This window comes from Mycobacterium europaeum (genome assembly GCF_034555895.2).
Lineage (GTDB): Bacteria > Actinomycetota > Actinomycetes > Mycobacteriales > Mycobacteriaceae > Mycobacterium > Mycobacterium europaeum.
The window spans coordinates 34,512-59,153 of the sequence record NZ_CP157315.1 but is presented as its reverse complement, the minus strand read 5'-3'; the positions used below and the strand labels follow the sequence as shown (position 1 = coordinate 59,153).

General features: G+C 65.9%; 17 protein-coding genes and 7 pseudogenes. 7 read left to right on the top strand and 17 right to left on the bottom strand.

Features of this window, described 5'->3' with window-relative positions:
- Positions 1 to 112 precede the first annotated feature (112 nt).
- The 3 genes and pseudogenes from U8D42_RS00290 to U8D42_RS00280 form a co-directional block, all read right to left on the bottom strand.
- Positions 113 to 1,558 (bottom strand): tyrosine-type recombinase/integrase, encoded by a 1,446-nt coding sequence (locus U8D42_RS00290; RefSeq protein WP_224189100.1) that lies wholly within the window; start codon positions 1,556 to 1,558, stop codon positions 113 to 115.
- Between the two features lie 97 nt (positions 1,559 to 1,655).
- Positions 1,656 to 2,183: a hypothetical protein gene (locus U8D42_RS00285; RefSeq protein WP_224112849.1), complete on the bottom strand. Its 528-nt coding sequence runs from the start codon at positions 2,181 to 2,183 to the stop codon at positions 1,656 to 1,658.
- Positions 2,180 to 2,680: pseudogene (locus U8D42_RS00280) on the bottom strand (tyrosine-type recombinase/integrase); the annotation flags it as partial. The pseudogene U8D42_RS00280 and the gene U8D42_RS00285, both read right to left, overlap by 4 nt.
- 135 nt (positions 2,681 to 2,815) lie before the next feature.
- Here U8D42_RS00280 and U8D42_RS00275 point away from each other — a divergent pair.
- From U8D42_RS00275 to U8D42_RS00265, 3 genes are read left to right on the top strand one after another with little or no spacing between them, the layout of a single operon-like run.
- On the top strand, positions 2,816 to 3,982 hold the full coding sequence (locus U8D42_RS00275; protein WP_007168437.1) for a tyrosine-type recombinase/integrase: 1,167 nt from the start codon (positions 2,816 to 2,818) through the stop codon (positions 3,980 to 3,982).
- Positions 3,979 to 6,468 (top strand): tyrosine-type recombinase/integrase, encoded by a 2,490-nt coding sequence (locus U8D42_RS00270; RefSeq protein WP_007168436.1) that lies wholly within the window; start codon positions 3,979 to 3,981, stop codon positions 6,466 to 6,468. Before U8D42_RS00275 ends, U8D42_RS00270 begins: the two co-directional genes overlap by 4 nt.
- Entirely contained in the window at positions 6,465 to 7,055 is a 591-nt protein-coding gene (locus U8D42_RS00265) for a hypothetical protein (protein WP_101930903.1), read from the top strand. Before U8D42_RS00270 ends, U8D42_RS00265 begins: the two co-directional genes overlap by 4 nt.
- Before the next feature lie 117 nt (positions 7,056 to 7,172).
- Here U8D42_RS00265 and U8D42_RS00260 read toward each other — a convergent pair.
- Positions 7,173 to 7,751: pseudogene (locus U8D42_RS00260) on the bottom strand (tyrosine-type recombinase/integrase); the annotation flags it as partial.
- 155 nt (positions 7,752 to 7,906) lie between these two features.
- Between U8D42_RS00260 and U8D42_RS00255 the strand changes: the two are divergent.
- The 4 genes and pseudogenes from U8D42_RS00255 to U8D42_RS00240 form a co-directional block, all read left to right on the top strand.
- Positions 7,907 to 8,920: pseudogene (locus U8D42_RS00255) on the top strand (IS256 family transposase); the annotation flags it as partial.
- Positions 8,921 to 9,036: 116 nt separating this feature from the next.
- The gene (locus U8D42_RS00250) at positions 9,037 to 10,086 is read left to right on the top strand and encodes a tyrosine-type recombinase/integrase (protein WP_007172498.1); all 1,050 of its coding nucleotides are present in this window, start codon (positions 9,037 to 9,039) and stop codon (positions 10,084 to 10,086) included.
- Positions 10,083 to 12,026, top strand: a complete 1,944-nt coding sequence (locus U8D42_RS00245; RefSeq protein ID WP_007172497.1) for a tyrosine-type recombinase/integrase — start codon at positions 10,083 to 10,085, stop codon at positions 12,024 to 12,026. The genes U8D42_RS00250 and U8D42_RS00245 overlap by 4 nt, the downstream gene beginning before the upstream one ends.
- A gap of 46 nt (positions 12,027 to 12,072) precedes the next feature.
- Positions 12,073 to 12,291 (top strand): annotated as a pseudogene (locus U8D42_RS00240) (transposase); the annotation flags it as partial.
- Here the strand turns inward: U8D42_RS00240 and U8D42_RS00235 are convergent.
- The 13 genes and pseudogenes from U8D42_RS00235 to U8D42_RS00175 form a co-directional block, all read right to left on the bottom strand.
- Positions 12,221 to 13,175: pseudogene (locus U8D42_RS00235) on the bottom strand (IS256 family transposase). The pseudogenes U8D42_RS00240 and U8D42_RS00235 sit on opposite strands and share 71 nt — an antisense overlap.
- 4 nt (positions 13,176 to 13,179) lie before the next feature.
- Complete coding sequence (locus U8D42_RS00230) at positions 13,180 to 13,563, bottom strand: transposase (RefSeq protein WP_057969888.1); 384 nt, start codon at positions 13,561 to 13,563, stop codon at positions 13,180 to 13,182.
- A 42-nt stretch (positions 13,564 to 13,605) separates the two neighbouring features.
- Entirely contained in the window at positions 13,606 to 14,733 is a 1,128-nt protein-coding gene (locus tag U8D42_RS00225) for an integrase (RefSeq protein ID WP_224112882.1), read from the bottom strand.
- A gap of 140 nt (positions 14,734 to 14,873) precedes the next feature.
- On the bottom strand, positions 14,874 to 15,200 hold the full coding sequence (locus U8D42_RS00220) for a helix-turn-helix domain-containing protein (protein ID WP_007168431.1): 327 nt from the start codon (positions 15,198 to 15,200) through the stop codon (positions 14,874 to 14,876).
- Between the two features lie 29 nt (positions 15,201 to 15,229).
- A pseudogene (locus U8D42_RS00215) lies at positions 15,230 to 15,820 on the bottom strand (tyrosine-type recombinase/integrase); the annotation flags it as partial.
- A gap of 7 nt (positions 15,821 to 15,827) precedes the next feature.
- Positions 15,828 to 17,180 carry an IS30 family transposase gene (locus U8D42_RS00210; protein WP_046184758.1) on the bottom strand — a complete coding sequence of 451 codons (1,353 nt, stop codon included), beginning with the start codon at positions 17,178 to 17,180 and terminating at the stop codon, positions 15,828 to 15,830.
- Positions 17,181 to 17,277: 97 nt separating this feature from the next.
- Positions 17,278 to 17,745: pseudogene (locus U8D42_RS00205) on the bottom strand (site-specific integrase); the annotation flags it as partial.
- A gap of 422 nt (positions 17,746 to 18,167) precedes the next feature.
- A complete protein-coding gene (locus U8D42_RS00200) occupies positions 18,168 to 18,926 on the bottom strand; it encodes an SDR family NAD(P)-dependent oxidoreductase (protein ID WP_007168427.1) in 759 nt (252 codons plus the stop codon).
- Positions 18,927 to 18,951: 25 nt separating this feature from the next.
- Positions 18,952 to 20,100 carry an acyl-CoA dehydrogenase family protein gene (locus U8D42_RS00195; protein WP_007168426.1) on the bottom strand — a complete coding sequence of 383 codons (1,149 nt, stop codon included), beginning with the start codon at positions 20,098 to 20,100 and terminating at the stop codon, positions 18,952 to 18,954.
- Between the two features lie 7 nt (positions 20,101 to 20,107).
- Complete coding sequence (locus U8D42_RS00190) at positions 20,108 to 20,884, bottom strand: enoyl-CoA hydratase/isomerase family protein (RefSeq protein ID WP_007168425.1); 777 nt, start codon at positions 20,882 to 20,884, stop codon at positions 20,108 to 20,110.
- Positions 20,881 to 22,557 (bottom strand): long-chain-fatty-acid--CoA ligase, encoded by a 1,677-nt coding sequence (locus U8D42_RS00185; protein ID WP_007168424.1) that lies wholly within the window; start codon positions 22,555 to 22,557, stop codon positions 20,881 to 20,883. Before U8D42_RS00185 ends, U8D42_RS00190 begins: the two co-directional genes overlap by 4 nt.
- Positions 22,558 to 22,566: 9 nt before the next feature.
- Positions 22,567 to 23,742: a thiolase family protein gene (locus tag U8D42_RS00180; RefSeq protein ID WP_019732177.1), complete on the bottom strand. Its 1,176-nt coding sequence runs from the start codon at positions 23,740 to 23,742 to the stop codon at positions 22,567 to 22,569.
- A complete protein-coding gene (locus U8D42_RS00175) occupies positions 23,739 to 24,590 on the bottom strand; it encodes a CoA transferase (RefSeq protein WP_007168421.1) in 852 nt (283 codons plus the stop codon). The genes U8D42_RS00180 and U8D42_RS00175 overlap by 4 nt, the downstream gene beginning before the upstream one ends.
- Between the last annotated feature and the right edge of the window lie 52 nt (positions 24,591 to 24,642).

The window sequence follows — 24,642 nt, the reverse complement described above, 5'->3', positions numbered from 1 at the left end:
CCCAGATCGCCGGTTGAGGCGAGCTCCCCACAGCGAGAAACAACAAGACGGGCTACATCCCTGGTTTGTACTGGCTCTTGGTTCATGGCCGAAAGCTATCGGGGCCGGCGCATTACGCCGCGCCACGCCACGCGGCTGGGCCAGTTAGTTCAGTCAACGGTGCGTTGGCGTGCGGGCAGCTCTGCTGCACCGGCAGTCCGCAGTAGCCGTTGGGTAGGGCCTGGGTGGCTCGGCCGAGGCGCTGTTTGGCCCAGGCGGCCGCGGCGATCGGACCGGACGGGTCGAAAATGATTGTGGTGCGGTGGATGTCGACCTTGCGGGCCGCCTCCCACTGGCGGCGCACGGTGGTGTCGTGCAGGCGGGCGTAATGCCCGGTCATCTGCGCGGAGTCGTGGTCCAGGATGCGTCGCACGACCTCTTGTGGGACGTCGCGGTTGATCAGCCGGGTGCCCAGGGTGTGGCGCCACTGGTGCGGGGTTAGGTGCACCGGCTGGCCGTGCTCGTCACGGATGTCGCAGACGGACAGCCAGCGCAACAGCGCCATCCGGTAGGTGGGGCTGGCGATCGGGTGGGTGCCGTCAATGTTCTTCGTCGGCCGTGGGAACAACACCGGCGTGCCTGCCGGCCAACGCTGGGCGGTGCGGTTGCGATGTTCGGCGGTGAGCTCGCGCAACTGCACGTCGATGGGCACCAACGCGTCGCGTTTCATCTTGTGGTTGAGGTAGCGCAGATACGGAGCACCTTCGGCGTCGGCGACCACACAATCGCGGCGCAGCCGTAGCGCATCGGTGATCCGTAGCCCGCAACGCATCAAGATGATCGTGATCAACCGGTGGGCAGGATCGGTGAATCGGGCGAGGTTGTCGGGATCCTCGAGCTGAGCCATGACCTGTTCGGCCAGTGCCCGAGGCAACCGTTCGTCGCGTTTCGGGTAGTCCTCGGCGAAGAACATCGCGTCTGCGGGAAGGTCTGTGTCCCAACGGTGTTGGCGAACGGCGGCGAAGAACCGGTTGAGCAGCCCGATATGGGTCCCGCGACGTTGGGCACCGATGGAGTCGCCGCGCAGGTTGGCCAGATAGCGCTCCAGCACCGGCCGGTCGATCCGGTCGATGCTCTCGACGCCGATGTCGGCGAGGAACCCGGCGAAGCGGGTGAGCACAACGACCGGCCTGCCGCCGCCGGCTTCCAGGCCCAATCCGGTCGACAGCCGCCACCGGGCCCACCGCTTGGCCAGATCCCGCAGCCACGGCTGCGGAATACCGCCGAACCGCAGCGTGCGGTCTCCGTCGTAGCCGAGCCGGCGCATGCGCCAGACATCGCGCGGGTATTCGGCGTCCCAGCCGCCGGCTTCGGCCAGGTCGGCGATCACCCGGGATGCGTAGCTGAGGAACCCACGGGAGCGAGTGTCATTGATCGTCGACCGAGCCCAGTCGTGCCAGATGTCCTCGTCGTGGTTGAGCAGGGAGCCCACGCCTATTGCGGCCAGTGCCTTCACGACGCGCATGACCACGTCCGGGGTCAGCTTGCCCTGCCGATCGTCGTGACGGCGTTGCAGCACGTACTGCAGTTCCAGCTTCAGCTGACCGGTCAGCCGGTCGAGCCGGATCTGCTCGCTGGCCAGCGGGGTTTCGGCGGCGAAGCGGTCGGCGAACTCGTCAATGTCGGGTCTGCCGTTGACCCTTCCAGGTATTGGTGTGGGTTTGGCAGAACGCAGACGTGCCCTGCGGCCAGAGCTCGCAATGCGGGATGCGGCAGGTCGCGCCCGGCGCTGGCTGCTTGAACGGCTGTGGTTCGGCCAGCCATCCCGCCAGGCTGGGGCGCCCGGCTCGTTCCCATCGTTGCGCGTGCAGCCCGCACATGCCGCCACGGGCAGAGCCGTAACCGCAACCGGGCACCCGGCAGCGCTGGTTGGGTTGTCGCCGCCGCCACCGCGGATCGGTCGACACGGCGAACCGCTCCAGCGACGGACGCCCCTCTTCATGCCACCGTTGCCGATGTCCTTCACACAGGCCGCGTCCACGGGCGGTTCGCTCGCACCCCTCAACCCGGCACTCGGCTCCACCAAACACCGGATCCTCGGGCCCGAATTCCAGTACATTGCTGCGGAATTCGTTGCGGACCTCGGCCATCAGCTTGCCCAGCAGCCCCGACGGGCCGGCAGGCTTGAGCGACGGCGCCCTCACAGCCGCACCTGCCCATCGGTGAACCAACCGGCCTGTTCCATGACCCGCCGAGCGTCCTCCACGGTGAGGTGCCCATACGTCGTGGTCGTCGTCGCCACGTGCGCATGTCCGAGCAGATGCGCGACCACCTCGATGCTGACTCCGTCGCGCAGCAGCCGGGTTGCGGCCGTGTGTCGCAGCCAGTGCGGGTCGAAGTCGATCCCGGTCCGCCGGCGCAGCCGCCGCACCAGGTCATAGACCGCGGCGTAGGTCAGCGGATGCCCCTGCGGACGGCCCCACAGGTTGACGAACACATAGTCGCTGTCCAGATCGCCGTACTCAGTGTGAAGGTAGTCGGCGAACAATCGGATCAACGCGCTGCTGACCGGGATCGTGCGGACGGTCTGTGACTTGGCGCGCGCGCCATTGGCGTTGTCGCGTCGCCGCACCGTTACTTCATGCTCAGCGGAGGCGATGTCGTTGTGCCGCAAACCAAGTACCTCGCCGATCCGCATCCCTTCTCCGGGGTTTCCTGACCTGTTGCGGGACGTTGCTCGATCTACATGATCGGGCGGGTTGCTCGGCGTTTCTCCGGGGGTGTGGTGCTCGTGGCTGGTAGTTGTTTGTGACTGTCGGCCCGAAAGTGAGAGCCCATGCGAGTATTCCCGGTGAGTTTGCCGTCCGGGCAACGGTATTGGACGGTGCTGGATGAGGACCTGCAGGTGGTTGATGTCGCCGATGCGTATCTGCGGCATCTGCGGTTCGGCCACGACGCGGCCGAGTCCACGACGAAGGCGTATGCGCATTCGATCGCGTTGTTCCTGCGCTGGTGTGCCCGGTCGGGCCGGTCCTGGCAGGCCGGTGTGGAGGGTTTCGCGTTGTTCATGACGTGGCTGGCTCACGCCCGGTCATCGGTCGATGACGCCGCGAGCGTGGTGGTGGCCGGACCTGGCGCTGCTGCGGTGCGGGGCCCGTCGCGGATCAACGGGGTGCTGACCGCGGTGCGGGGCATGGTGGTGCACGCGGTGGCGACCGGCCACGGCGCGGCGGGGCTGGTGTCGATGCTGTATGAGGTCGCCGATGACCGGGACCTGCCGGCGGAGGCCCGCGGCGAGGACGGGCGGATGGCGTGGCGGATGCGGGCCCGGCATCGGCTGCGGGAACCGGAGACGACGATCGATCGGGCCAGCGACGAGCAGATCGTCGCGCTGCTGCGGGCGTGCCGGTCGGCGCGGGACCGATTGATCGTGTTGTTGATGGCGCGGGGCGGGTTGCGCCGCGGGGAGGTGTGCGGGCTGCGGCGCAGCGATGTGCACCTGCTGGTGGACTCGCGGCGGCTGGGCTGCGATGTCGAGCGCGCGCATCTGCATGTGGTGCGCCGAGACGACAACCCGAACCAGGCCTGGGCCAAGTCGCGGCGGGAGCGGGTGGTGCCGCTGGATTTCCTTGTGGTGCAACTGTTCGACGTCTACGAGTTCGAACGCATGCGTGTCACCGGCGCCGCCGACAGTGACTTCGTGTTCGTTAACCTGTTCCGCGGCAGGATCGGTGCGCCGATGCGGCCGGATGCGATCGGCGAGTTGATGGCCGCGGCGTCCCGGCGGGCCGGACTCGACGTCGCGGTGCGGCCCCACCAGTTGCGACATGCCTTCGGCAGCAACGTTGTTGATGCCGGGGCCGGGATCGATGTGGTCGCCGACCTGATGGGCCACGCCGCGGTGTCCTCGTCGCAGGTTTACCTGCATCCGGACTCCTCCCGGCTGCGGGCCGCCGTGGATGCGGTGCCCAGTCCCCGCGAGCAGGCCCAGGTGACCCGGTGACCGCCGTGGGGCTGGCTGAAAGAATCGCGGTCGAGCAGGACTGCGGCGAGTCCCCGCACGTGTTGGACGGGGTCGTGGTGATCGGCACGGCCGCGCGGCTGGCGAGGATGCTCGACCGCAGGTTCTTGGACGAGGCGGGGTGGGATCCGCGGACCAGGGTGTTGTCGTTGCTCGCGGAGCATCGATTGTTGGGCCGGACGGTGTGCCGGGCCGAGGGATGCCAGAACACCGTGCAATCCGGTCTCACGGTGTGTCATCGGTGCTGCACGCGCCTGACTCGGCGGGGAATGAACACGGCCGAGATCGCCGCTGCCGCATGCCTGCCCGCCGAACCCGCGTCCGCGACGCGGTGCGCGGTGCCGGGATGCCGGTGTGTGCCGACGGTGCGGCACGCGGTGTTGTGCGAGCCGCACGCCAAGAAGTTCCGCCTGCGGCGACCGCCGGTGTCGATGCAGCAGTTCCTGGCCGACCCGCGAGTGCGGCCGTTGCCGCCGATGCCCGCGTGCGCGGTGGCCGCGTGCACCCGGCCCGCCGACAGCGCGCGCGGCTACTGCAACACCCACTACCAGCGCTGGCGTAGCGCGCTCGGTACCAACCCTGAGTTCGATTCGCATCGGTGGCAAGCCCAGGAATCGGGTGTGGCCGAGTGCGGGCGGGTGAACCTGCGCGCGCTGCCGGTGCTGGTGGTGGTCGAGGTGCTGTTCGGCGTTCAGCAGCGCGTCCGGGGCGGGGCGAAGATCACCGAGGTAGAGCTGCGGGTGCTCTGCGACGGGCTGCGCCGGCGACAGGCCGCCTCGATCACCACCGACCGGGCCGAGATCACCCGCAACAAGTCCGTGCGGTCGCTGCGGAGCGCCCTGACCCAGCACGTCCGGCGGGCTCTGGCCGATCCCGGCAGCGAACAGGCAAAGGACACATGGGATCTCGCGGTCTTCGGCCATCGCGGGTCTTTGTCGTTCACCGGGATCGGCCAGGCCTGGCTGGCCCAGTCCGTCAAGCGGTGGGCAGCAGAACAACTCCCGCGCCACCGAGGTCGCGGCGCCGCGAGAGTGCGCGGCAAGATCAACGCGCTGCGGCTGCTGTCGGAGTTCCTCGGCCGCAGACCCGATGGTGGACTCGTCGCTTCGGCGTTGGGCCGCAGCGACATCGAGGATTTCCTCAACCGACTCGCTTATCTGGAGTCCGTCGGCGAGATCAGCCGATACCGGCGCAACGGCATCTGCCGTGACATGCGCGAGGTGCTGGCCGGGATCCGCGCCCTCGGCCTGACCCGGCCGGGGCAGACAGCCGCCGGACTGGCCGGCGATTTCGCCATCGAGCGCGGCGATATCCCCGCCGAACCCGAACGCGGCGAACCCGGCCGCGACCTGCCACCGGAGGTCCTGGCCATCCTGTGCGCCCACCTCGATGCCCTCGAACCCGTCGAGGTGCGGGTCGCCACCCAGATCGGCATCGACACCGGGCGCCGGCCCGAGGACATTCTCGCCTTGCCGTTGAACTGCCTGCACCGCGACAAGGACGGATCGGCGGTGCTGGTTTACGACAACGCCAAGGCCAACCGTCTCGGACGGCGTGTGCCGATCGGCGAAGCTACCGCGAAAGTCATTGCCGCTCAGCAGGACCGGGTGCGGGCGATGTTTCCTCACACCCCGCCCGCAGAACTGACACTGCTGCCCACACCACGCCGCAACCCCGAGGGGCGAAAGCCGATCAGCATCGATACGCTCGACAACCGGCACCGCGAGTGGATCTCGACCCTGCCCGTGTTGCGCACCCGCGACGGGGTCGAGGTCGACAAGACCAAGGTCACGCCCTATGCCTATCGGCATTGTTATGCCCAACGTCACGCGGATGCCGGGGTGCCGATCGACGTTCTGGCCGAATTGCTCGATCACCGTAGCTATTCCATGACCCGGCGCTACTACCGCATCGGCGAGGACCGTCGCCGCGACGCCGTCGACACCGTCACCGCGCTCAGTTTCGACCGGCACGGCAACCGGATCTGGCGTGACGCGCGCATGCTGCTGGAATCCGAACGCGCCCGCCACGCCGTCGGCGAGGTCGCCGTCCCCTACGGCACCTGCACCGAACCCACCAACGTCAAGGCCGGCGGCGGGGCCTGCCCGGTCCGGTTCCGCTGCGTGGGCTGCGATCACTTCCGCACCAACATCGCGTTCCTGCCCGACCTGCAGGCCTACCTCGATGATCTGCTACGCACCCGGGAACGGCTGGCCGCCACCATCGACGGGGTCGATGACTGGGCCCGCGCCGATGCCACCCCCACCGACGAGGAGATCACCCGCATCCGGCGGCTGATCAACCGCATCAAAGCAGACGTCGCCGACCTCAACGAGACCGAGCAAGCCCGCATCGACGACGCGATCGCTATCGTGCGCCGTCACCGCGCGGCCCACACCGTCCCGCTGGGCATGCCCAGCCTCACCCCACCCGCACCGACAACCATCGCCTCGGAGGCCACCGCATGACCACCACCGCTACCACGTCGAATCACACACCCGCACAATCCGTCTCGTCGACAACACGCACCCGATCGATGCTTGACGGCCGGCGCGACGACTCGATGCGCCGACGCCGGCGCGTGCTGGCCGCGATCGACCAAGCCGCCGCCGCCGGCGACCGGCTCAGCGCCACCGCGATCGCCCGCGCCGCCGCCGTTGACCGCACATTCCTCTACCGACACCCCGACCTGCTCGAGAAAATCCATGCGCTGCAAGCAGATCCAGTCCCGAGTGAGCACACCGGCCCTGGGGTCACCCGAGCCTCACTGCAGGCCGATCTGCTCGCTGCCCACGAACGCGCCGCCCGGCTCGGCGCGCGCATCCAGCAGCTGGAGAAGCGGCTGTCCGAAGCGCTCGGTGAACAGACGTGGCGCGAGTCCGGGCTCGGCGCCCGCACCGATATCGACGCCCTCCACCAGCGCATCAGCCAGCTCGAGCAGCACAACCTCGACCTTAAGCAACAACTCGACGAACGCGAGGAAGACCTCGCCGCAGCCCGGGCGGCCAACCGCGAACTCATGGCCCGACTCAACACACCAACCCGGCTGCGATGACACGCGCGAGTCTGCTTGCACCACACCTGTTGCGGTGGATAGCATCTCCGACATCAGCTTCTGAGCTGCACAAACTCAGAGAATCACGCTGGCGCACGGGGGCCGAGCCCTGGAGAACATCCCGGTGTCGTAGAGCACGGCGAAGAGCAATCGGTCCCGCAACCGGCCGCAGCCGTCCAGGATCGCCTGCACCTCGTCCGGCGACAGCACCCGCGGCAGCTTCTTCGGCGTCTTCAACGCGATCACCCGCCTCGACCTCGGCGTGCCCTTGCTGATGTGGTGCAGGAACGGCTTCCAACCGCCGCGCGCGCCGCCGACCTGCCACGAGGTCAGCAGCTCACCGACATCCACCCCATCTCGTGCAGCGTGGGTGTAAAACGCCCCGACGGCCGAAAGTTTGCGGTTTACAGTCGATTCCGTGCAATGATGCGGCACCGACGGCAACACCGCGACCTGCCCATGCCGGGCCTGCAGCGGAAGCCGCAGCCAGGCCACGAACTCACCGAGATCGTCGAGCCGAACGCCCCGCCAGTCCAGACCACGCTCGGCGAGAAAACCGAACCAGTCCTTGAGATCGTGCGCGTATGCCTTGACCGTGTTCGGTGATCGCTCGATGTCGGTCAGATACGCCAGATACCGGTCGACCGGCGCTACCGGAGCATCGTCGTCGCCGAGAACGGTCCACGACTCACGCAACGAGACCGGCGAGATAACTCGTGCAATCTGAGTTGCGTCCAGCAGAGTGGTGTACGAGCCGGTGATGACCGGCGTGTCGTAGCCGGATGAATGAAGGTCATCGCGTGATTCTTCGAGGGACCGACCAAAGTCACTCGAGCAAAGGAATCAACGCGATGACCATTGCCCACGATATCGACCTGTCTGCCGTGCTGGCCGAACGACTCACCACCACGCACCCTGATGTGCTGCGCGAGTTGTTGGCCGCCTTCATTCACGCCCTGATGGGCGCCGAAGCCGACGCGGTGTGCGGTGCCGGCTACGGCCAGCGCAGCAGCGAGCGCACCAATTCCCGCAACGGGTATCGGCACCGCGAGTTTGACACCCGCGCAGGCACATTGGATCTGGCGATTCCCAAGCTAAGGCAAGGTTCGTACTTCCCGGACTGGCTGCTGGAACGGCGCAAACGCGCCGAGCGGGCCCTGACCACGGTGGTGGCTACCTGCTACCTGCTGGGCGTTTCGACGCGGCGGATGGACAAACTCGTCGAGACTCTGGGCATCACCAGCTTGTCGAAGTCCCAGGTCAGCGTGATGGCCAAAGAGCTCGACGCCGCGGTCGAGGCGTTCCGGACCCGGCCACTGGATGCAGGCCCGTACACGTTCATGGCTGCTGACGCCCTGGTGCTCAAGGTTCGCGAAGCAGGCCGGGTGGTCAACGTGCACGCGCTGATCGCCACCGGGGTCAACGCCGAGGGCTACCGCGAAATCCTGGGCATCGACGTCACCACCGCCGAGGACGGGGCCGGCTGGCTGACCTTCCTGCGGTCGCTGACCGCCCGCGGCCTATCAGGGGTCCGTCTGGTCACTTCCGACGCCCACGCCGGTCTGGTGGCCGCGATCGGCGCCACCCTGCCTGGGGCATCGTGGCAACGGTGTCGCACCCACTACGCCACCAACCTGATGGCCATCACTCCGAAATCATCGTGGCCGTGGGTACGCACACTACTGCATTCGGTCTTCGATCAACCTGACGCCGGTTCCGTTGCAGCCCAATATGACCGCATCATCGACGCACTGGCCGACAAGCTCCCCAAGGTCGCCGACCACCTCGAAGACGCCCGCGCCGACCTGCTCGCCTTCACCGCCTTCCCCAAACAAATTTGGCGGCAGATCTGGTCCAACAACCCACTATCCGTTAACCGGCTCTCCGGGGACACGGTTCGGGCTGCAGCGTGAGGTTCACGCACAAGCGCTGAGCACGGATGGATGCTGTCTGCATCTCGGTGGGGGAAGGCGGAGCGGCGATGCGGGTACTCAAGAGCGACAGCGGATATGTCCTGGAGGGCGACTGGGACGGGCAGGACGCGGTGAACGCGTTTCTCAACCATTTGGCGGGACGGGGGTTCAGCGCGGCCACGGTGCGGGCCTACGCATTCGACGTCGCCAATTTGAGCCGGTTCCTCGTCCAGCAAGCGGTCGGGCTCGCCGCGGTCGATGCGCCGTTGGTGTTCGACTGGATCGACTGGCAAGGCGTCCGCCGAACGGACCAGCCCACCGGCGGTCACCGCTCGTCGACCCCGCCGGCAGCTTCGACGGTGAACCGCCGGGTCGCGGCAGTGCGCGCGTTATTCGAGTATCTGGTGATGACCGGTGTCTGCACCGACAATCCGGTGCCGTCGCCGCGGCGGGGACAGGGGCTGCGCCAGTCGCAGCGGGGGTTGCTCGGTCATCTGGGTCCCGGGCGTGCACGCAGTGGCGGTAGGTTGGTGCGTCAGCCGCAGCGTCTTCCGGAATCGTTGTCCACCAACGATGTCGACGCGTTCCTGGCGACACTGGCAACGCACCGGGACCGGGCGATGGTGCTGGTGATGCTACTCGGAGGGCTGCGTTCGGCCGAGGCGCGTGGCCTGCTGCTCGCCGACGTCGATATGGGCCGGCGCCGGCTTCGGGTGATCGGCAAGGGCGGCAAGGAACGTCATGTCCCGGTCGATGCGGCGTTCTTCACCGAGCTCGCCGCCTACCTGCGATGGGAGCGGCCGCCGGGGTTGGCGACGCCGCAGTGCTTCGTAGTGCTGCGCGGCCCGACGACCGGTGCACCGGTCAGCGAGGCCGGGCTGCGCAGCCTGTTCCGTCGGCACCGGGAGACCTCTGGCGCCACAAGAGTCCGCCCGCACCGTTTACGGCATACCTACGGCACCGAATTGTCGGCGGCCGGAATCGATCTGCTGGCGTTGCGGGCGTTGATGGGGCATGTCTCGCCGGAGACCACGGCCCGCTACGTGCATTTGTCGATCGAGCAGCTCGCCGCCGAATACGGTGCTGCTCGTGCGACGTTGGCCGGAGCCCGGCAGTGACCACGGTGTTGGTCGGCCAACCCGTAGGCGCCGACGAGGTGGTGGCGGATTATCTCGACCACGTCGCCACCCTGGGTTTGAGCGGGCGGGCGGTACGCGACCGGATTCGGATCGCTCGCGACTTCACCGCACGCCACCGCGACCTGCACGCCTGGATGACGCTGCCGGCAGCCGAGCGGATCGCCGAGATACGGGACACCGGGGCGTGGCCGCTGATCTGTCACACGATCGGCACCGGCCGGTTACGGCTGGACGTCGAGCTGGCCGCGGTCAAACAGTTGACCGGGCTGGGCCGCGCAGTGGAGGACCGGGATCCGAGCGGATTCGCCGCGTTGCGGAATGCGGGAATTCGGTTGGGCTGGAGGAGTTCCTGGGTCGAGACGGTCCTCGGCGAATGTCTGGCGGTAGTGCTGGCACACCACGGCGGAATGGTCGCCGACCTGACCGGCGACGCGCTCGACGACTTCGACGCCGCGCTGTCACGTACCGTGGTGCCGCCATCGTCGCGGCGGGCATACAGGGGGCGGCTGGCCAGCCTGCGGCAGCTGTTGTTCGAGACCGCGGTCATCGACACCGCGCCGAAACGCCGGCGGTGGGCCCGTAGCCTCGAGCAGCGCTTCACCGAGGTGGAGATGCCCGACCCGATCCGTCAGACGTTGCTGCGCTACATCGGCGTGCGCGCGGCGGTGCTGCGGCCCAAATCGGTCGAGTCGCTGATCAACGACCTGCTGCCCTTCGCCGAATACCTCACCGCTCACCATCCCGACGTCATCAGCCTGCGTGAACTCGACCGGAGCTGCATCGAGGGCTACCTGAAATGGAATCGCACCCGGGGCTGGCGTGGTCAGCGCGCCGCCGCGGGCGCCGGGCGCACCGTCTCGGCCGCGGTGGCCCAGTCGGCAGTGCTCAGTCTGCGCAACCTGCTCGACGACATCACCGCCTGGGGCTGGGCGCAGGCCCCACCACGGCGGTTGGTATTCGCCGCCGACGTCCCCAAACTCGACCAGCCGTTGCCACGCGCGCTAGCACCCGATGTGGACGCGGCAGTGATGAACGCCGTTGCCCACCTGCAGGATCCGTTCGCCCGCATCGGCCTGACCGTGCTGCGTGGTGCCGGCCTGCGGGCGGGGGAACTGCTCGACCTCGAACTGGGCAGCATCATCGACTACGGACCGGCCGGAACCTGGCTGAAGGTGCCACTGGGCAAGCTCGCCACCGAACGCATGGTCCCGCTCTCCGCCGCGACCCTCGCCGCGCTCGACGAGTGGGTCGCCCTCCGCGGCACGCACCGGCCGCTGCCGCACCCACGCACCGGCGTGCTCACCGACTTTCTGTTCACCCGGCACGGACGCCGCCTGGGCTACACCCGGCTGCGCAACGGGCTGCTCACCGCCGCTGAATCCGCCGGGTTGCACCGTCCCGACGGCGGCGTCCTGATGGTCACTCCACATCAGTTGCGCCACACCTGGGCCACCGAACTCGCCAACGCCGGGATGAGTCTGCAGGCCTTGATGTCCTTACTCGGGCACGTCACTCCACAAATGACGATCCGCTACGCCACCCTGGCCTCGCCCACCCTGCGCGCGGCCTACGACGAAGCGATGGGCAAGATGCGCCGCCAGTTCACCCTCACCCCGGTCGGCAAACCGATCCTGCCCGACAAGGTCGGCTGGCTGCACAGTGAAATGCTGAAAACCCGCGTTGCACACGGATACTGCGCTCGCCACGAATCCGCGGGCGCGTGCCCTTATGCCAACATCTGCGAAACCTGCGACAACTACGTCACCGCCCCCGAATTCCGCGACACGCTCACCGACCAACTCGCCGACGTCCAGGCCCTCAGAACCGACGCCGAGTGCCGCGGCTGGACCGACGAAGCCGCCCGCCACGACCGCGTCGCCCACGCCCTTACCGACCACCTCCAGCGCCTCGATCGATGAACATCCCACCCCGACGGGTTGACCCGCCCCCGAGGGCCGGATAAAAGAACGACTCAACAAGGAAATCCGCCGGCGCACCGACGTCGTCGGAATCTTCCCCGACCGCAACGCCCTAATCCGCCTCGTCGGCGCGGTGCTGGCCGAACAACACGACGAATGGGCCGAATCCCGCCGCTACCTCGGCCTCGACGTCCTCAGCAAATCCCGCGCCGACCACACGCCATCAACAGAACAGGAGGACACCCCGGCGGCACTGACCGCCTAAACCACCAAGTCGAAGAATCACACGACGACGTCGTACACCACGTCCCTGGACTTGACCGCAATCTGCATCGTCCCTCCGCAGGTTCTTGCCTCCTGGACGACTGCAGATAATCACGTCCACCACGCAGAACCTGGGATCTGAACGCCTCGTGTCGGACATCAAGGACACCGCCCGGAGGACTCCAGATAACAATTGCGTTGGTGCTACACAGAACCCGCCGAATCTCGGTGTCGTAATCCAGGAACGGGATGAACTCATTCCAACACGACTGCCACAGTCGGATCAGGGCCGGATATCGGCTGCCCCAGCGGTCGGCGAGCGCCTCGAGCGCCGCTTCTGCGGCCGCCGCTGTCGGGGCGGTGTAGATCGGTTTGAGATCGCGGCGCAGGGCGTCCCAGTGCTGGCGCGGTACGTAGCGGAAGCTGTTGCGGATCAGATGCACGGTGCAGGCCTGCACGATGGTGGCCGGCCACACCTCACCGACAACGTCGGGCAGCCCCTTAAGTCCGTCGCAGATCAAGAAGAACGTGTCGGTGACGCCTCTGTTGCGCAGGTCGGTCAATACGGCGAACCAGAACTTGGCTGATTCCCCGGCGCCGTCGCCGGCCCACAGTCCGAGCACGTCCTTGTGCCCGGCCAGATCGACCCCGATCGCGGCGTAGAACGGTCGGTTGGCGACCTGACCGTCGCGCACTTTCACGCTCAGCGCGTCGATGAAGATTGCGGCGTAGACGGAGCGGCCGCGCGGTCCACTCCGCCATGTCGGCCAGGACCTTGTCGGTGATCCTGCTGATGGTGTCCGGGGAGATCTTGGCGTCGTAGAGCTCGTCGAAGTGGGCGGCGATCTCCCCGGTGGTCAATCCCTTGGCATACAACGACAACACGATCTCATCGACCCGGGTCAACCGGTGTTGATGCTTTCTTGACGATCTGGGGCTCGAAGCTGCCGCCGCGGTCGCGGGGCACGGCGATCTCGACCGGTCCGACCGTGTCGGTCAACACGGTTTTGGTGCGGGTGCCGTTGCGTGAATTCGGCGCCCCCCGCCCGGCCGGATCGTGCTTGTCATAGCCGAGGTGATCGGCGAGCTCCTCTTCCAGCGCGGTCTCGACCACCGTCTTGGTCAGCGCCTTAAGCACCCCGTCAGCGGTATCGGCGAACGACACCCCGCGGGCCTGGGCCGCCCGCACCAGCTCGCGGGCCGTCGCCAGCTCCTCCGGTGTCGGAGAGCTGACCATCACTTCATCATCGTGGACATCGGCTGTTGCTGTCACAGCCCTCATCGTTTCGGTCATCGTGGACCTTCCCCGCCAGGCTCACACCCGGCGTGTCGGGCCACTTACACCGAATTTCGGATACTCCCTCGCGGTGGTGTAGCGCCGCGCGGTGTTGTGGGAGATGCCGAAAACGAGAGAGACAGATGCAGCAGGTCGGGGCCTGCGGTCAGCGCTTCGTGAAGGATTCGGTCGGCACGGATGCGTTCGATCGTGAACCCATTGTCGCTCAACGATTGTTTCACCGATGTTTGACTCACCGGCGTTGTGCGCAATGCAGTTTTCGTCGTGAGTAGAACGTGCCGGTTCGGAGTGTGGGGCCATCTGTCCCGGCGGTGGTCGAGCCATGTGATCAGCGCTCTGTGGGTGAGCTCGCCGAGCCGTTGGTTGTCCAGCAAGGGTGATCCGCCGGTTCGGCAGGTCAATGTCGTCGAGCACCAGTTTGCGTATAACGCTTGTGCGGCAGGCATGTTCGACGCTCAATGCCACAACTAGGCGTGCACGCGGTTCGCTCGCGAGCTGTTCGATCGAGCGCACCTCATCATCGGTGATGGGCACGAGGTCTTGGTCTACTGGTTGGCTCTTCAAACCCGCTGTTGGGTTGCTGAAGACCAGACCATTCTTCTTGGCGTGCCGGAACAGCGACCGCAGCGCCTTGATCAGATTGTGGCACTGGTTTCCCTGAAACGGCCGCAGCGTCGCGTCGACGTCGGCCCTGGTGACCTCCCTGAGATGGTCGTAGGAGGTGGACCAGTGCGCGAGAAGGGGCCTGACCGCGCCGAAGTAGCTGTAGAGGGTCCTGGGCGATCGTGGGCGAGCACGTGCGCCGCCGACCAACAGGGTAAGGAGCCAGTGGTGCGACGGCTCGGCGAACCCTGGCGGAAGTTCCGCGGTGACGCGGTCGATCCAGGCACGGATCGGAGGTTCGGTGTCGTCTGTCAGCAGGTCGAAGTGGGAGAGGATTTCGACAAGCCTGCGACGGGACGCGAGCCGATGCGGCCGTGTTCGAACCTCTTTGAGCGGCACGCGATCACCGGGGGGCCGACCGGCCAGAAGGGTGACCAGGGCGTCGAGGCATCGGTTTGTGGTCTCACCGCACCAATCGTGGGCGGCAGCGCGTTCCCGGGCGTATACCGCAGCGGCCACGAGCACGGGGTCGTCGGATTCCAAGGCTGGATGCCGCCGGGGCGGGCGAGCAGGCAGTCCCGCCTTTCCGCGATAGTAGTGCGCTTTTTTTGAACAGCTTCTGCCGCAGTATTTTTGGTCGCGGCGACCGTTGGCTGGCAGTTCGGCTCCGCATTGCAGGCAATTCATCGCGGCGGCAGCGACCTTCCCGTCCGAGCGCGCGGGGTGACGGGACGTGCCTCACCGGCCGCAGCGGCGGCCTCCTCGCTACCCTTCGGCGTGGGTGCGGCCACGGTTTCGGGCTCGGGGATCAGCAGTTCGTCGATGGCGCAGTCGAGCACGGCGCAGAATACATCGAGATCGTGGAGCTTGATGGCGTTGGGGTTGCCCGACCACAAGCCCGACATCTTGCCGGCGCTGATCACCAGGCCGCGCTCGGCCAGCATCCGTTGGAGTTCGCTGGCCTTCCAAATGCCGCGGTTGGCCGCGGTCAGGCGTAGATTCCACTTCATTGAGCCAATCCTTAAGTTCGTAGGTGCAGTTACTTCGTGTTGTTACGTTGTGCTGTGACCCAGGCATCTTCGACGTGGGTGGCGTGGACGTGGATATATCGAGCCGTCGTGGCCGTCCAGGCGTGACCACATAATTCCTGGATGGCGAACAGGTTCATTCCGCCGAGGTAAAGCTGGGACGCGCAGAAGTGCCGCAGCACATGCGGGGTCAGCTTCCCCGACCACGCAGGCAGATGCCGGTCCGCCGCCTCCGCCAACGATCGGCGATAGACGTCAGCTGTCGCGCGCATGCACGTCCCGTCGATGTTCTTGCGTTCGGACGGAAACAGTGGCGCGGCATGGCTATTCGGGTCGATATCGAACAGTCCAAGCACGTCTTCGATGAACCATCTCAGGCTGCGGTCGGCGCCGTTGATCAGCGGCACCAGTCGCGGTTTGGGGCCTTTGCGGCGTGATCCCTTGCCGTGACGGACGTTCAGCTTGCCGAACCGCCCCAGCTCCCACCGCACATCGTCGAGGTCGAGCATCCGCGCCTCGTTGATGCGCAGTCCCACGTCGGCCGCCAGCCGGGCGACCGCGTAGTTGCGGGCGGCCGGGGCGAACTTGCGGCAGGTGACCAGGCTGGATTCAATCGGTCGTTGCAACACCGGCTTGCTGAAGTGAGTGTAGGTGTTCGTTGAACGCTTCGGCCGGGGTGCGCCATCCGAGGGTCTTGCGTGGTCGGGTGTTGAGGGTGTGAGCGATCGCCGCGATGTCGTCGGCGTTCCACCGGGATAGGTCGGTGCCCTTCGGAAAGCATTGGCGCAACAGGCCATTGGTGTTCTCATTCGTGCCACGCTGCCACGGACTCTTCGGGTCGGCGAAGTACACCTTGACCCCGGAGGCGATCGAGAACTGGGCATGCGCCGACAGTTCCTTTCCCCGGTCCCAGGTCAGCGACCGGCGCAGTTCCTCGGGCAGCGAGGTGATCGTCTGCGCTAGGGCGTTGGCCATCGTGAGGGCGCCGTAGCCGGCCAGAGCCGGCCCGTTCTTGGTCCGCGGAATCAGCCCGTATCCGGCCTCCCGCGGAAGATGGATCAACATCGTGAACCGACTGCTGCGCTCGACCAGCGTGCCGATCGCGCTGCGCTGCAACCCGATCAGCAGATCTCCCTCCCAGTGTCCCGGGACCGCGCGATCAGCGACCTCCGGCGGCCGAGCGCTGATCAACGTCTCCGGCGTGACGTGCGCCCACGCTTTCTGCCGAGACCGTGCCCGCGGCACCCGCAATGCCCGACCCCGGCGCAGGCAGGTGATTAAGTCCCGCTTGAGCGCACCGCGGCTTTGCACGTAGAGCGCTTGGTAGATGGCCTCGTGGCTGATCCGCATGGATTCATCATCAGGGAAGTCAAGCTTGATCCGATGGGCGATCTGCTCAGGACTCCATGCTGTCACCCAGGCCCGATCCCCTCGGTGCGGCTTGTTGCGTCCCTTCCACGGCGTCGCGGCCGGACCAGCCATGATCTGCCCGTAAGCGCCACGAACGACACCGGAGAGCTTGTCCTGGACGTACTGGCGCAGCCGGTCGTTGCCGACCAGCTTGGCCGTCTTCGGGCGCCTCGCCCGCCTTTCGGCATGCCACTGCGCGACCGAGGCCTTGTAGTCGAGCCGATACGTGCGCGTCGAGGCGTTACGGCGCAGCTCACGCGAGATGGTCGACGGCGCCCTGCGCAGCCTCCTGGCTATCTCGCGCACTCCGGCACCATGGGCACGCCATAAAGCGATGTCTTCGCGCTCATTCGAGGATAGGTAGCAGCCCGAAACAGTTTCTGGCAAGCGTGGATTCACGCCGCCAGCATGGCGGAACCAGCGGAACCCGACCGGCGAAGACACGCCCGCTTCGGTAGCGGCGTCCTCGGTCATCGCTCCGGCAGCGATCCCCGCCCAGAACCGGACCCTGTCCTGCCGCCAGGCCACCGACGGCCGCCCCGGGGAGGGCATCTGCCCCCGATACGCACGAACCTCCAACTGCCGCTTCCCATACGCCACCACACACCTCCGAGGAATCGAGGTGTTGCAACGACCGATTGAATCCAGCCAGTTCCTGGCGCCACCCGGCGAACAGCTGCTCCACCTCGTCGGCGGTCGGAGGGATACGCAGCTGCGGATCGACCGAGGCTCGCGGCCGGTTGATCTCGTCCAGCGGGCACTCGACGACCCGACCTGTCATGTTGTGCAGGTCGATCTTGTGCCGAAGCTCCAAGAACTGGAAGTACACGGTCAGTGCCGCCGCCCGCCCGGTGCGAGTCGAGGGGTTGGCGTCGCGCAGCACCTTGCCGAAATAGACGTCGACATCGGCGGGCCGCATCTCCCACAGCGGCCGGCCGAACCAGTCGTGGATCAGCTCGAGGTGGTTGATGTCGTTGCGGATCGTGCTGTCGACCAATCCGGCCGACGCCCGTGCCAGCACGAACCCGGCCAACACATCGGTCTCGAAGTCGGCAAGCTCCTCCTCGCTCGCCGGTACTCGATGTTCCCGCAGATCGCGGACCACAGCCAGAGCCAACCCACGCCTCCTCGACTTCACCTAAAGTGAAGAAACATCATCTGATCAACTATTCAGTCAGCAAGAATGATGCCGGTTCATCAGAGAGTTTTGATGGAGGGACACGCCAACAACGGCTGTTCCAGGCGTTGAAAGGGCTAACGGGCGATACCCGTGGGCTCAGGAACTCGTCGACTGTTGGCTAACGTGACTAAGCCTCTCTCTCTCCGACTCCGACTCGGAGTGACGAAGACGAAACTGCGTTCACGCTCGTTGCGCATCTTGCAACGCAGTGCCTGGCCCACCGATGCCACCACCCGCCGCTCGCTCAGCCGCGATTTTCCGTGTTCGTTCACATGGTCGACGACGACGCGGACACTGTCCTGCACGTTGATTCTCTCCTGGAGTTGTGGGATCCAATCAGCAACTCTGACGGCCGGACATCACCTCGGAGGCATCCGTACTGCGCCATCGAGACGGATCGTCTCGCCGTTGAGCATCGGATTCTCAACGATGGCTACGACCAGGTGTGCGTACTCGGCAGGATCACCGAGTCGGTTTGGGTGCAACGTCAGCGCCTTGAGAGCGGTTAGCGCAGCCTCTGGAAGTGAGTTGAGAAGCGGGGTTTCGAACAGCCCCGGAGCGATCGTGTTGACCCGGATCAAGTACGACGACAGATCACGCGCGATCGGCAGCGTCGCCGCCATCACACCTCCCTTGGAAGCGGAGTAGGCCGCCTGCCCGATCTGGCCGTCGAAGGCCGCGCCGGAGGAAGTGTTGACGATCACGCCACGCTCGCCGCCGACGGGGTCGTTCTGCGACATTGCGTATGCGCCCAGGCGCACGACGTTGAAGGTCCCGATCAGGTTGATCTTGATTACTTTCTCGAACGCGTCGAGCGGGAAAGGGCCCTTCTTGCTGACGGTCTTGGTGCCATCGCTGACGCCGGCGCAGTTGACGATGATACGCAATGTCTTGTCCGCGTTGGCGATCTCGATGGCCCTGGTCACTGCATCCTCGTCGGTGACGTCGGCGGGCGCGAACCGGACGGTGTCGCCGAGGAGGCTTAGCGCGTCCGTGTTTGCATTGGGCAGGTCGACGGCGACCACCCGCGCTCCGGACCGCGCCAGCGTCTCCACCGTCGCCAAACCGAGCCCGGACGCGCCACCGGTGACGACCGCGCTGCTAGCTGCGATGTCCATTCGGCTGCTCCTTTTGTGTGTCTGTCTACAGGCTTCGCGCGATCAGCACCTTCATGATCTCGTTGGTGCCGCCGTAGATCTTCTGCACCCGAGCCGCCGCATACATCTGCGCGATCGGGTATTCCATCATGTAGCCGTATCCACCGAAAAGCTGCAGGCACTTGTCAGTGACCTCTACTTGTTTGTCAGATCCCCACATCTTGGCTATCGATGCGGTTGCGGCATCGAGTTTTCCGTCGAGGTACCGGCCGGTGCAGTAGTCGATCAGCGCCTTGCCGGCCAGCACCTCCGCCTTGCATTCGGCCAGCACGAACTTGGTGTTCTGGAAGGCGAGGAGGGGCTTGCCGAACGCGGTGCGCTCCTTGACATAACGGATCGTCTCTACTACCGCCGCCTCCGCCATCGCGATCGCCTCGACCCCGATGGTCAACCGCTCGCGCGGAAGTTGCTCCATCAACTGGGCGAAGCCCTTGCCCTCAACGCCGCCGAGCAGGTTTGCGGCCGGCACCCGCATGTCGGTGAACGCAAGCTCCCGGGTGTCCTGGCCGTGCTGGCCGACCTTCTCCAGAACCCGGCCGCGCTGGAAACCCGCCAGCCCTTCGGTTTCGGCCACCATCAGCGACAGTCCGGACTCAGTTTTGGCCACGATCACCACCAGGTCGCAGTGGGAACCGTTGGAGATGAAGGTCTTCGAGCCGTTGATGACGTACTCGTCGCCGTCGCGAACCGCGGTGGTGCGAATCGACTGCAGGTCTGACCCGGTGCCCGGTTCGGTCATCGCGACGGCGATCACCATCTCCCCGCTGACCATCTTCGGGATCCAGCGCTTCTTCTGCTCCTCGGAGGCATACTCGGCGATGTAGTGGGAAGCCAGCGTCGAATGCACGGAGAAACCGAACGCGGTGTCGTGCGCGTAGGCGCGCTCCTGCATCACCACCGCCTCGTGACCGAAACTGCCGCCACCACCGCCGTATTGCTCGGGCAGGTCGAGGCCCAAAAGCCCGGCAGCGCCGGCTTTGTTCCAAAATTCTCGGTCCACCTTCTGCTGTTTCGCCCACCTGGCTTGGTTGGGAGTCGCTTCCTTGCGGAAGAACTCGGCGGCGTGCTTGCGCAGGAGTTTTTGATCCTCGGTCTCCCACGGAACGACGTAGTCCGGGAATAAGAGTCCGGGCATGCTTTACCTACTTTCCGGTGAACTGGGGCGCGCGCTTGGCGAGGAATGCCGCCTGGCCCTCGTGACTGTCGGCGGAATGCACCGCCACGTAGAAATTCCGTTTCTCGTGTTCGAGTCCCTGCGTCAGTGATGTCTGAAACGCGTGCACAGCGGCATCCTTGGCCAGCGCCACCGCTAGCGGGGAGTTCGTCGCGATCCGTTGCGCCATCGCCAGCGCCCGTGGCACGGCCTCGCCGTCGGCGACGACTTCGGCTACCAACCCTGCATCGCACGCCTCCTGGGCCTTGATGGAATCGCCCGTCAAAAGCATTGCCATAGCCTTGGATTTGCCGATCGCCCGAATGAGGCGTTGAGTTCCGCCAGCGCCAGGGATTGCGCCGATCTTCACCTCGGGAAGTCCGAATTGGCCCGACTCGCCGGCGATGACAATGTCGCAGGCCAACGCCAGCTCACAGCCGCCCCCGAGTGCGTATGTCTCGACCGCGGCGATGACCGGCTTCGGAAACGCAGCCAGTATCGACCAGAAGCTCTCATTGGACTCTCCGGTGACCAGTGGCCGGGCCCGGATCTCGTCGAACGCCGTGATGTCGGCGCCGGCGCAGAACATGCCGTGGGCGCCCGCGATGACCACGGCCAACACGGCCGTGTCGGACCGCAACGCCGCCAGCTCGGCCCCCATCGCGCCCAACAGCTCGTCGTTGAGGCTGTTCTTCGACTTCGGGCGATTGATCTCCAGCAGGGCCACCGCACCGTCGCGAGTCGATCGCAAAATTTGTTTGTTCACGTGACCGCATCCCGGTAAACGTCGGCGTGTTCGGCCCGCAGGATCTTCTTGTCCAATTTGCCGACACTGGTGCGCGGCAACGCCTCGACGAAGAGAACCGCGTCGGGCATCTGCCACTTGGCGAACTGCCCCTGCAGACAACCGACGATGTCATCGCGGGTCAGCACGCCACCTTCGACGGGCACGACGATGGCCAGCGGACGTTCCTGCCACTTCGGATGGCTGATCCCCACAACCGCGGCCTCCTTCACCAGCGGATGTCCGACGATGGCGTTCTCCATATCGATAGAGGAAATCCATTCACCGCCGCTCTTGACTACGTCCTTGAGGCGGTCGGTGAGCTTGAGATACCCGTTCGGGTAGATTGTGCCGACATCGCCGCTGCGCCAGTAACCGTCGAGGAAGCGGTCGGCGTTGTCGTCGTCGTCGAGCTGGTGGTATCGCTCGATGACCCAGGGCCCACGCATCAGTACCTCGCCGACACTCTTACCGTCGTGCGGCAGGTCATTGCCGTTGTCGTCGACGATCCGGATGTCGATACCGGAAGCGGGCAGCCCTTGAAAACGCTTGAAATCCCATTTCTCGTCGTCGGTGATCGTGCCCTGCAGGGACGGTTTGATGCCCATGTTCATCGTGATCAGCGGCGTCGTCTCGGTCGCACCGTAGCCCTGCACAAAATCGGCGCCGGTGAGCTCGTGGAAATCGCGCATCAGCGACTTCGCCGGCTCGGTCGCACCGGACAGCAGTCTCGTCCTGCTGAAATCTGGCTTCACAGCAAGGGTCTTGATGTAGTCCAGCATCGGCTGGAAAATCGCCGGTGCGCCGTTCGCGACGGTCACATTCTCCGCGATCATCACGTCGACGAGCATTTGCGTGTTCTCGGCCAGGTAGCGGCCGGGTAGGATCACCTTCGCCGCGGTCCACATCGCGGTGTGCGGAAGCCCCCACGACTGGCCGTGAAACATCGGGGTGATGAGCATCGCGGTGTCCTCGCGACGGAGATTGATCGCTGCTGCCATCGCCATCGCGTGTAGGTAGCTGCCACGATGCGAGTAGTAGACGCCCTTCGGCCGACCCGTCGTTCCCGATGTGTAACACGCGCTGTAAGCAGAGGTTTCGTCGATGACCCGCCAGTCGATCTCGGTGTCGGACTCGGCCATCAGGTCCTCGAGGTGAAAGACGTTTTCCAGCGTGGTGTCGATCTCGGTGAGCGGCTTATCCGACATTACGATCCAGCCCTTGACCTTCGGCACGTGTGGAGCCAACGCCTCGGCGACCGGAAGGAGTGTCTCGTCGACCAGGATCCATTGCGCCTCGGCGTGGTCAGTGACGTAGCTCAGGTCTTCGGTGGCCAGCCGCAGATTCATCTGCAGCATCACCGCGGCGATGCCGGGAATGGCCCAGCTGAGCTCAAAGTGCCGCTTGCTGTTCCAGTCGAGCACTCCGACTGTGTCGGCCGGGCCGATCCCTATTCCTCTGAGCGCGTTCGCCGCCCGCTTGACCCGAACGTACAAGTCTGCGTAGGTGTACCGCTGCCAGTCGCCCTCCGTGGTGCGGTAGACGACCTCTTGCTCGGGATAGGTGCGCGCCGCATGTCTGATCAGGTTGGTGGTGTTGAGCTGGTAGTGGTCGCCGTGCGTCGACGGCACGCCCTTCACGATTTCCCTGACCATGTCTGTGCCTTAGATTCGTTCGATGATGGTGGTGTTGGCGGTTCCGCCGGCCTCGCAGATGGTCTGCAGGCCGTAGCGCTGTCCGGTGCGCTCGAGTTCGCACAGCAGATCGGTGAGCATGCGGGCCCCGGTCGACCCGAGCGGATGCCCGATTGCGACCGAGCCTCCGTTGACGTTGAGCTTGTCATCGGGAATGCCGAACTCGCGTTGCACCATCAGCGGCACCCCGGCGAAGGCCTCGTTGACCTCGAACAAGTCGATGTCGCTGACACTCAGGTTGGCGCGCTCGAGCGCCCTGTGGGTGGCGTCCAGTACCGCGGTGAACTGCAGTACCGGGTCCGCCGCGGCGACCGTCATCGCCAGGAACCGCGCCCGCGAAACCAGCCCGCTGCGTTCTGCGTAGCCACGCTCGGCGATCAGCAACGCCGCTGCCCCGTCGCTGATCTGGGAAGAATTGGCCGCGGTTGTGCGGCCGTCGGCCGCGAAAACAGGCTCCAGCGACGCGATCTTCGCCGGATCCAACTGCTCACGGATTCCTTCGTCGGCACTGACGGGCGCCGCCGACGGATCCAGCGGATCGACGGTGATCGGCACCAACTGCGCGCGAAACTTTTTCGCCCGGGTCGCGGCGAATGCTCGCTCATGGCTTCGGATACTGAATTCGTCGAGTTCCTCGCGAGAAATACCGAACTTGGAGTTCAGCAACTCCGACGCCGCCCCTTGCGCCACCAAGTTGTCGTCGTAGCGGGCCAACTCCACGGGCGAGTACTGCGGACCGAGCGGCGCGCCCGGCATGAACGACGCAGGCATCGGCACCTGCGACATCGACTCCACACCGCACCCAATCGCCAGCTCGTAGATGCCCGCGGTGACGCCGAATGCAGCGAAGTTGACCGCCTGCTGACCGGACCCGCATTGGCGATCAATGGTGACCGCCGGCACCGATTCGGGTAGACCCGCAGCCAGCACCGCGTGCCGCCCGATATTTCCGGACTGGTGCTCATGCTGCATCGCACAGCCGACGATGACGTCATCGATGTCTTTGGCATCGATCGCACTGCGCTCCACCAGGTTTCGCAAGGTGTGACCGAGCAAGTCGGCCGGATGCCACCGGCTCAAAGCGCCACCTCGTTTACCCACCGGCGTGCGCACCGCCCCGACAATCACTGCTTCGCGCGCGTTCAATGTTCCACTCCTCCTTGTTCCGGTGTACGAATTCCAACGATGGGGATGTCAACCGTCTCGGCGACTTCTTCCCAGTGGCGCGTGCTTTGTCCGGCAAAGACTCGTGCGAGATCCTCGTGGGTATCTGCTGCGCCCAGGACCTCGAGGGTCCGCTTCTGGAAATGCGGTTCGATTGCGCCCAGGGCGATATAGCCGTCGGCACTGGCGTAGATCCCGTAGGTCGGAGTCGCGCCACCGAGCGGGTCGCCGGGCCCTGCGACGCCGTACCGCACGGCTGCGCCGGCGTCGGCTGCGGCGTCCGCCAGTACGATCCGGACGTGTTGGCCGGCACCGGAATTCGGCCTATCAAGCAGCGCCAACAGGGCCCCGGACACGGCACGTTCGGCACCCAGGAGGTCCACGACCGGAACCGCCGGCATCAACGGGGGCTGCAGGGTGCCGTGCGTGGCCTGATAGGTCAGGTCGTGGCCAGGACGCTCCTCGAGGTCACCGTCGTAGCCCACGATTTCGACGTGACAGAGCCCCGGATACCTGACATGCGCGTCGTCGAGCCCGAGCCTGCGTAGCGCCGAAGGGCGCATGGCGGTGAGCAACACATCGGCGGAAGTCAGCTCGACGTCCAGCTTGGCGCGGTCGCCGGCGTCCTTGAGGTCCAGAACCAAGACCGTCTGCTTGCTGGCGAGCTCTGCGTACCAGCCGGGCGCGACCGCGGCCAAGGGATCTCCGGTAGGGGGCTCCACCTTTGTTACCGACGCGCCGAAGCGCGCCAGCCGTGCCGCCGCGAGCGGGCCCGGGATGTTCACCGCAAGCGACACGATGCGAACGCCGTTCAGACTGCCCTGCACCATGTGGTCCTTCAATTGATACCGTACGACTGTACAGGAAGCTTCCTATCTGTAC

Bases quoted from the DNA above. Each gene is read 5' to 3' on its own strand.
- U8D42_RS00210 (WP_046184758.1), bottom strand. From the start codon at position 17,180: ATGCCCTCCCCGGGGCGGCCGTCGGTGGCCTGGCGGCAGGACAGGGTC.
- U8D42_RS00220 (WP_007168431.1), bottom strand. From the start codon at position 15,200: ATGAAGTGGAATCTACGCCTGACCGCGGCCAACCGCGGCATTTGGAAG.
- U8D42_RS00185 (WP_007168424.1), bottom strand. From the start codon at position 22,557: ATGGTCAGGGAAATCGTGAAGGGCGTGCCGTCGACGCACGGCGACCAC.
- U8D42_RS00200 (WP_007168427.1), bottom strand. From the start codon at position 18,926: ATGGACATCGCAGCTAGCAGCGCGGTCGTCACCGGTGGCGCGTCCGGG.
- U8D42_RS00265 (WP_101930903.1), top strand. From the start codon at position 6,465: ATGACCACCACCGCTACCACGTCGAATCACACACCCGCACAATCCGTC.
- U8D42_RS00195 (WP_007168426.1), bottom strand. From the start codon at position 20,100: ATGCCCGGACTCTTATTCCCGGACTACGTCGTTCCGTGGGAGACCGAG.
- U8D42_RS00175 (WP_007168421.1), bottom strand. From the start codon at position 24,590: ATGGTGCAGGGCAGTCTGAACGGCGTTCGCATCGTGTCGCTTGCGGTG.
- U8D42_RS00250 (WP_007172498.1), top strand. From the start codon at position 9,037: ATGCGGGTACTCAAGAGCGACAGCGGATATGTCCTGGAGGGCGACTGG.
- U8D42_RS00275 (WP_007168437.1), top strand. From the start codon at position 2,816: ATGCGAGTATTCCCGGTGAGTTTGCCGTCCGGGCAACGGTATTGGACG.